The sequence below is a fragment of the Pseudoxanthomonas sp. LjRoot204_2 genome (genome assembly GCF_056175765.1).
Map to the genome: position 1 here is coordinate 1 of NZ_JBGFFG010000194.1, position 6,403 is coordinate 6,403.

Consider the following 6,403-nt stretch of genomic DNA (forward strand, 5'->3'; position numbering starts at 1 on the left):
CCAGAACAACCCGCTGTCGGAARTCACSCACAAGCGYCGCGTGTCGGCCCTCGGCCCGGGCGGYCTGACCCGCGAGCGYGCCGGCTTCGAAGTGCGCGACGTGCACCCGACCCACTACGGCCGCGTSTGCMCSATCGARACGCCKGAAGGCCCGAACATCGGCCTGATCAACTCGCTGGCCSTGTACGCACGCACCAACAGCTATGGCTTCCTCGAGACGCCGTACCGCAAGGTCGTGGACGGCACCATCACCGACGAGATCGAATACCTGTCGGCGATCGAAGAGAACGAGTACGTCATCGCGCAGGCCAACGCGCTGCATGACGCCAAGAGCCGCCTGACCGAGCAGTTCGTCCCGTGCCGCTACCAGGGCGAATCGCTGCTGAAGCCGCCGAGCGAAGTCGACTACATGGACGTCTCGCCGATGCAGACCGTGTCGGTCGCCGCAGCGCTGGTGCCGTTCCTGGAGCACGATGACGCCAACCGCGCACTGATGGGCGCCAACATGCAGCGCCAGGCCGTGCCGACGCTGCGTGCGCAGAAGCCGCTGGTCGGTACCGGCATCGAGCGCGCCGTGGCGCGCGACTCGGGCGTGACCGTGAACGCCCGCCGTGGCGGCGTGGTCGAGCAGATCGACGCCGGCCGCATCGTGGTCAAGGTCAACGAAGTCGAGATCTCCGGTGAAACCGATGCCGGCGTCGACATCTATTCGCTGATCAAGTACACGCGCTCCAACCAGAACACCTGCATCAACCAGCGTCCGCTGGTGAACGTGGGCGACGTGGTCGCGCGCGGCGACGTGCTCGCCGACGGTCCCTCGACCGACATCGGCGAGCTGGCGCTGGGCCAGAACATGCTGATCGCGTTCATGCCGTGGAACGGCTACAACTTCGAAGACTCCATCCTGCTCTCCGAGCGCGTGGTGGAAGAGGATCGCTACACCACGATCCACATCGAAGAGCTGACCTGCGTAGCGCGCGACACCAAGCTGGGGCCGGAGGAAATCTCCGCCGACATCCCGAACGTCTCCGAGCAGGCGCTGAACCGCCTCGACGAGAGCGGCGTGGTGTACATCGGCGCCGAAGTGCGCGCCGGCGACATCATGGTCGGCAAGGTGACGCCGAAGGGCGAAAGCCAGCTGACGCCGGAAGAGAAGCTGCTGCGCGCGATCTTCGGCGAGAAGGCCTCGGACGTGAAGGACAGCTCGCTGCGCGTGCCCCCGGGCATGGACGGCACCGTCATCGACGTGCAGGTCTTCACCCGCGACGGCATCGAGAAGGACAAGCGTGCGCGCCAGATCGAGGAAAACGAGATCAAGCGCGTCAAGAAGGACTTCGACGACCAGTTCCGCATCCTGGAAGGCGCCATCTACGCCCGCCTGCGCTCGCAGCTGGTCGGCAAGGTCGCAAACGGTGGCCCGGGTACGCTGAAGAAGGGCGACGCGATCACCGACGCCTACCTCGACGGCTTGAAGAAGTCGGAGTGGTTCACCCTGCGCATGAAGGACGATGACGCGTCCGACGCCATCGAGCGCGCCCAGATGCAGATCCAGGCGCACGAGAAGGAGTTCGAGCGTCGCTTCGCCGACAAGCGCGGCAAGATCACCGCCGGCGACGACCTCGCTCCGGGCGTGCTGAAGATGGTCAAGGTCTACTTGGCCGTGAAGCGCCGCATCCAGCCGGGCGACAAGATGGCCGGCCGCCACGGCAACAAGGGCGTCGTGTCGACCATCGTGCCGGTCGAGGACATGCCGTACATGGCCACCGGCGAGACCGTGGACATCGTGCTGAATCCGCTGGGCGTGCCGTCGCGCATGAACATCGGCCAGGTGCTGGAAGTGCACCTGGGCTGGGCCGCGAAGGGTTTGGGCAAGAAGATCCAGGACATGCTGGACGCCCAGGCCAAGGTGGCCGACCTGCGCAAGTTCCTGACCCAGATCTACAACCACGACCAGAAGCTGGGCGAGGACCGCGTGGACCYGGACCAGTTCAGCGATGCCGAACTGATCGCGCTGGCCAAGAACCTGACCGACGGCGTGCCGATGGCCACCCCGGTGTTCGACGGTGCGGCGGAAACCGAGATCAAGCACATGCTCGAGCTCGCGGACCTGCCGATCAGCGGCCAGACCCAGCTGTACGACGGCCGCACGGGCGAGGCGTTCGATCGCCACACCACGGTCGGCTACATGCACATGCTGAAGCTGAACCACCTGGTGGACGACAAGATGCACGCGCGTTCCACCGGTCCGTACTCGCTCGTCACCCAGCAGCCGCTGGGCGGCAAGGCGCAGTTCGGTGGCCAGCGCTTCGGTGAAATGGAAGTCTGGGCGCTGGAAGCCTACGGCGCGGCGCACACCCTGCAGGAAATGCTGACGGTCAAGTCGGACGACGTGCAGGGCCGCAACCAGATGTACAAGAACATCGTCGATGGCGCCCACGAGATGGTCGCGGGCATGCCGGAATCCTTCAACGTGCTGGTGAAGGAAATCCGCTCGCTCGCCATCAACATGGAACTGGAAGACTGACCGCAAGGGCGCGGCGGCACTGACCTGCCGCCCGCGCCGTTCGTCCCCGGTCAACCCGCCATCGACAAAGCTTCCTCCTGACGGAGAAACAAAATGAAAGACCTGCTCAACCTCTTCAACCAGCAGCGCCAGACGCTGGACTTCGATGCGATCAAGATCGCGCTGGCCTCGCCGGACCTGATCCGCTCGTGGTCCTTCGGCGAAGTGAAGAAGCCGGAAACCATCAACTACCGTACCTTCAAGCCGGAACGCGACGGCCTGTTCTGCTCTGCCATCTTCGGCCCGATCAAGGACTACGAGTGCCTGTGCGGCAAGTACAAGCGCATGAAGCACCGCGGCGTCGTCTGCGAGAAGTGCGGCACGGAAGTGACGCTGGCCAAGGTGCGCCGCGAGCGCATGGGCCACATCGACCTGGCCAGCCCGGTCGCGCACATCTGGTTCCTGAAGTCGCTGCCGTCGCGCATCGGCCTGATGCTGGACATGACGCTGCGCGACATCGAGCGCGTGCTGTACTTCGAAGCCTACGTCGTCACCGAGCCGGGCCTGACCTCGCTCGAGCGCCGCCAGCTGCTGACCGAAGAACAGTTCATGCAGGCGCGCCAGGAGCATGGCGATGACTTCGACGCCGCCATGGGTGCCGAAGCCGTCTACGACCTGCTGCGCACCATCGACCTGCAGGCCGAGATGGTGAACCTGCGCGAGGACATCGCCAGCACCGGTTCGGAAACCAAGCTGAAGCGCCTCACCAAGCGCATCAAGCTGATGGAAGCGTTCCTGGAGTCGGGCAACCGTCCGGAATGGATGGTCATGACCGTGTTGCCGGTGCTGCCGCCGGASCTGCGYCCGMTGGTGCMGCTSGACGGTGGCCGCTTCGCGACCTCCGACCTCAACGACCTSTACCGTCGYGTSATCAACCGCAACAACCGCCTGCGCCGCCTGCTGGAGCTCAACGCTCCGGACATCATCGTGCGCAACGAAAAGCGCATGCTGCAGGAGTCGGTTGACGCCCTGATGGACAACGGCCGTCGCGGCCGCGCCATCACCGGCACCAACAAGCGTCCGCTCAAGTCGCTGGCCGACATGATCAAGGGCAAGCAGGGCCGCTTCCGYCAGAACCTGCTCGGMAAGCGYGTCGACTACTCCGGCCGTTCGGTCATCGTGGTCGGTCCCACCCTGCGCCTGCACGAGTGCGGCCTGCCGAAGAAGATGGCGCTGGAGCTGTTCAAGCCGTTCGTGTTCGCCAAGCTGCAGCGTCGCGGCCTGGCCACCACCATCAAGGCCGCCAAGAAGCTGGTCGAGCGCGAGGAAGCCGACGTCTGGGACATCCTGGAAGAAGTCATCCGCGAGCACCCGGTGCTGCTGAACCGCGCGCCGACGCTGCACCGCCTGGGCATCCAGGCGTTCGAGCCTGTGCTGATCGAAGGCAAGGCCATCCAGCTGCATCCGCTGGTCTGCACCGCGTTCAACGCCGACTTCGACGGTGACCAGATGGCCGTCCACGTGCCGCTATCGCTGGAAGCCCAGCTGGAAGCGCGCGCGCTGATGATGTCGTCCAACAACATCCTGTCGCCCGCCAACGGCGAGCCGATCATCGTGCCGTCGCAGGACGTGGTGCTGGGCCTGTACTACATGACCCGCGCGCTGGAGAACAAGAAGGGCGAGGGCATGGCCTTCGCGAACATCGCCGAGGTCAAGCGCGCCTACGACAACCGCGCCGTCGAGCTGCACGCGAAGGTCAAGGTCCGCATCAGCGGTACCGTGATCGACGAGGAGGGCGGTCGCAGCCAGCAGACCAGCATCGTGGACACCACGATCGGTCGCGCGCTGCTGGCCGAGATCCTGCCGGAAGGCCTGCCGTTCGCCCTGGTAAACACCGAGTTGAACAAGAAGGCCATCAGCCGCCTGATCAACTCCAGCTACCGCATGCTGGGCCTGAAGGACACGGTCGTGTTCGCCGACAAGCTGATGTACACCGGTTTCGCATACGCCACGCGCGCCGGCGTCTCGATCGGCATCGACGACATGCTGATTCCGGCCGAGAAGAAGGGCATCCTGGGCGAAGCCGAGCAGGAAGTGCTGGAAATCCAGGAGCAGTACCAGAGCGGTCTGGTCACCGCCGGCGAGCGCTACAACAAGGTGGTCGACATCTGGTCGCGCACCAACGAGCGCATCGCCAAGGCGATGATGGACACCATCGGTACCGACAAGGTGAAGAACGCCAAGGGCGAGACCATCAACGAAAAGTCGATGAACTCGCTCTACATCATGGCCGACTCCGGTGCCCGTGGTAGCCAGGCGCAGATCCGCCAGCTGGCCGGCATGCGTGGCCTGATGGCCCGTCCCGACGGCTCGATCATCGAGACGCCCATCAAGGCGAACTTCCGTGAAGGCCTGAACGTGCAGGAGTACTTCAACTCCACGCACGGTGCCCGCAAGGGTCTGGCCGATACCGCGCTGAAGACGGCGAACTCCGGTTACCTGACCCGTCGCCTGGTCGACGTGGCGCAGGACGTGGTGATCACCGAGGTCGATTGCGGCACGCAGGAAGGCCTGACCATGACCCCGATCGTGGAAGGCGGCGACGTGGTCGAGCCGCTGCGCGACCGCGTGCTGGGCCGCATCGTGGCCGAGGACGTGTTCCTGCCGGGCAACGACGAAGATCCGATCGTCACCCGCAACACGCTGCTGGACGAAGCCTGGGTGCAGAAGCTGGAAGATGCCGGCGTGCAGTCCCTGAAGGTGCGTTCCACCATCACCTGCGAATCCGAATTCGGCGTCTGCGCACACTGCTACGGCCGCGACTTGGCCCGTGGCCACATCGTCAACATCGGCGAAGCGGTCGGCGTCATCGCCGCGCAGTCGATCGGCGAGCCCGGCACGCAGCTGACCATGCGTACGTTCCACATCGGTGGTGCGGCCTCGCGTGCGGCAGCCGTGGACAACATCACGGTCAAGACCACCGGTTCCATCAAGTTCAACAACCTGAAGTTCGTCGAACACGCGAACGGCAGCCTGGTCGCGGTCTCGCGTTCGGGCGAACTGTCGGTGCTCGATGGCCATGGCCGCGAGCGCGAGCGCTACAAGCTGCCCTACGGCGCCACCATCAACGTCAAGGACGGCGCGCAGATCACCGCCGGCCAAGCCGTGGCGAACTGGGATCCGCACAACCACCCGATCGTGTCGGAAGTGGCCGGCTTCGTGCGCTTCGTGGACTTCGTCGATGGCGTCACCGTCATCGAGAAGACCGACGACCTGACCGGCCTGGCGTCGCGCGAGATCACCGATCCGAAGCGCCGTGGTTCGCAGGGCAAGGACCTGCGTCCGATCGTCCGCATCGTGGATAAGGACGGCAAGGACCTCAGCATCCCCGGGACCGACCTGCCGGCGCAGTACCTGCTGCCGCCGCGCTCGATCGTCAACCTGCAGGACGGCGCTCCCGTCGGCGTGGGCGACGTGGTCACCAAGGTGCCGCAGGAAGCGTCCAAGACCCGCGACATTACCGGTGGTCTGCCGCGCGTGGCCGACCTGTTCGAAGCCCGCAAGCCGAAGGACCCGGCCATTCTGGCCGAGCGCTCCGGCGTCATCAGCTTCGGCAAGGACACCAAGGGCAAGCAGCGCCTGATCATCAAGGACACCGATGGTTCGGAGCACGAGGAGCTGATCCCGAAGTTCCGCCAGATCATCGTGTTCGAAGGCGAGCACGTGGCCAAGGGCGAAACCATCGTGGACGGCGAGCCGAGCCCGCAGGACATCCTGCGCCTGCTGGGCGTCGAACCGCTGGCGGCCTACCTGGTCAAGGAAATCCAGGACGTCTACCGCCTGCAGGGCGTGAAGATCAACGACAAGCACATCGAGGTGATCACCSGCCAGATGCTGCGC

The 6,403-nt window shown here is 65.1% G+C and carries 2 protein-coding genes; both read left to right on the forward strand.

The genetic code is table 11. The features are described from left to right. Positions 1 to 2,524: DNA-directed RNA polymerase subunit beta (rpoB, locus tag AC04L7_RS10505; protein ID WP_475512960.1), on the forward strand; the 2,524-nt coding region annotated here is incomplete at its 5' end. Between the two features lie 93 nt (positions 2,525 to 2,617). Further along, a partial coding sequence (gene rpoC / locus AC04L7_RS10510) for a DNA-directed RNA polymerase subunit beta' (protein ID WP_475512961.1) occupies positions 2,618 to 6,403 on the forward strand: 3,786 nt, incomplete at its 3' end.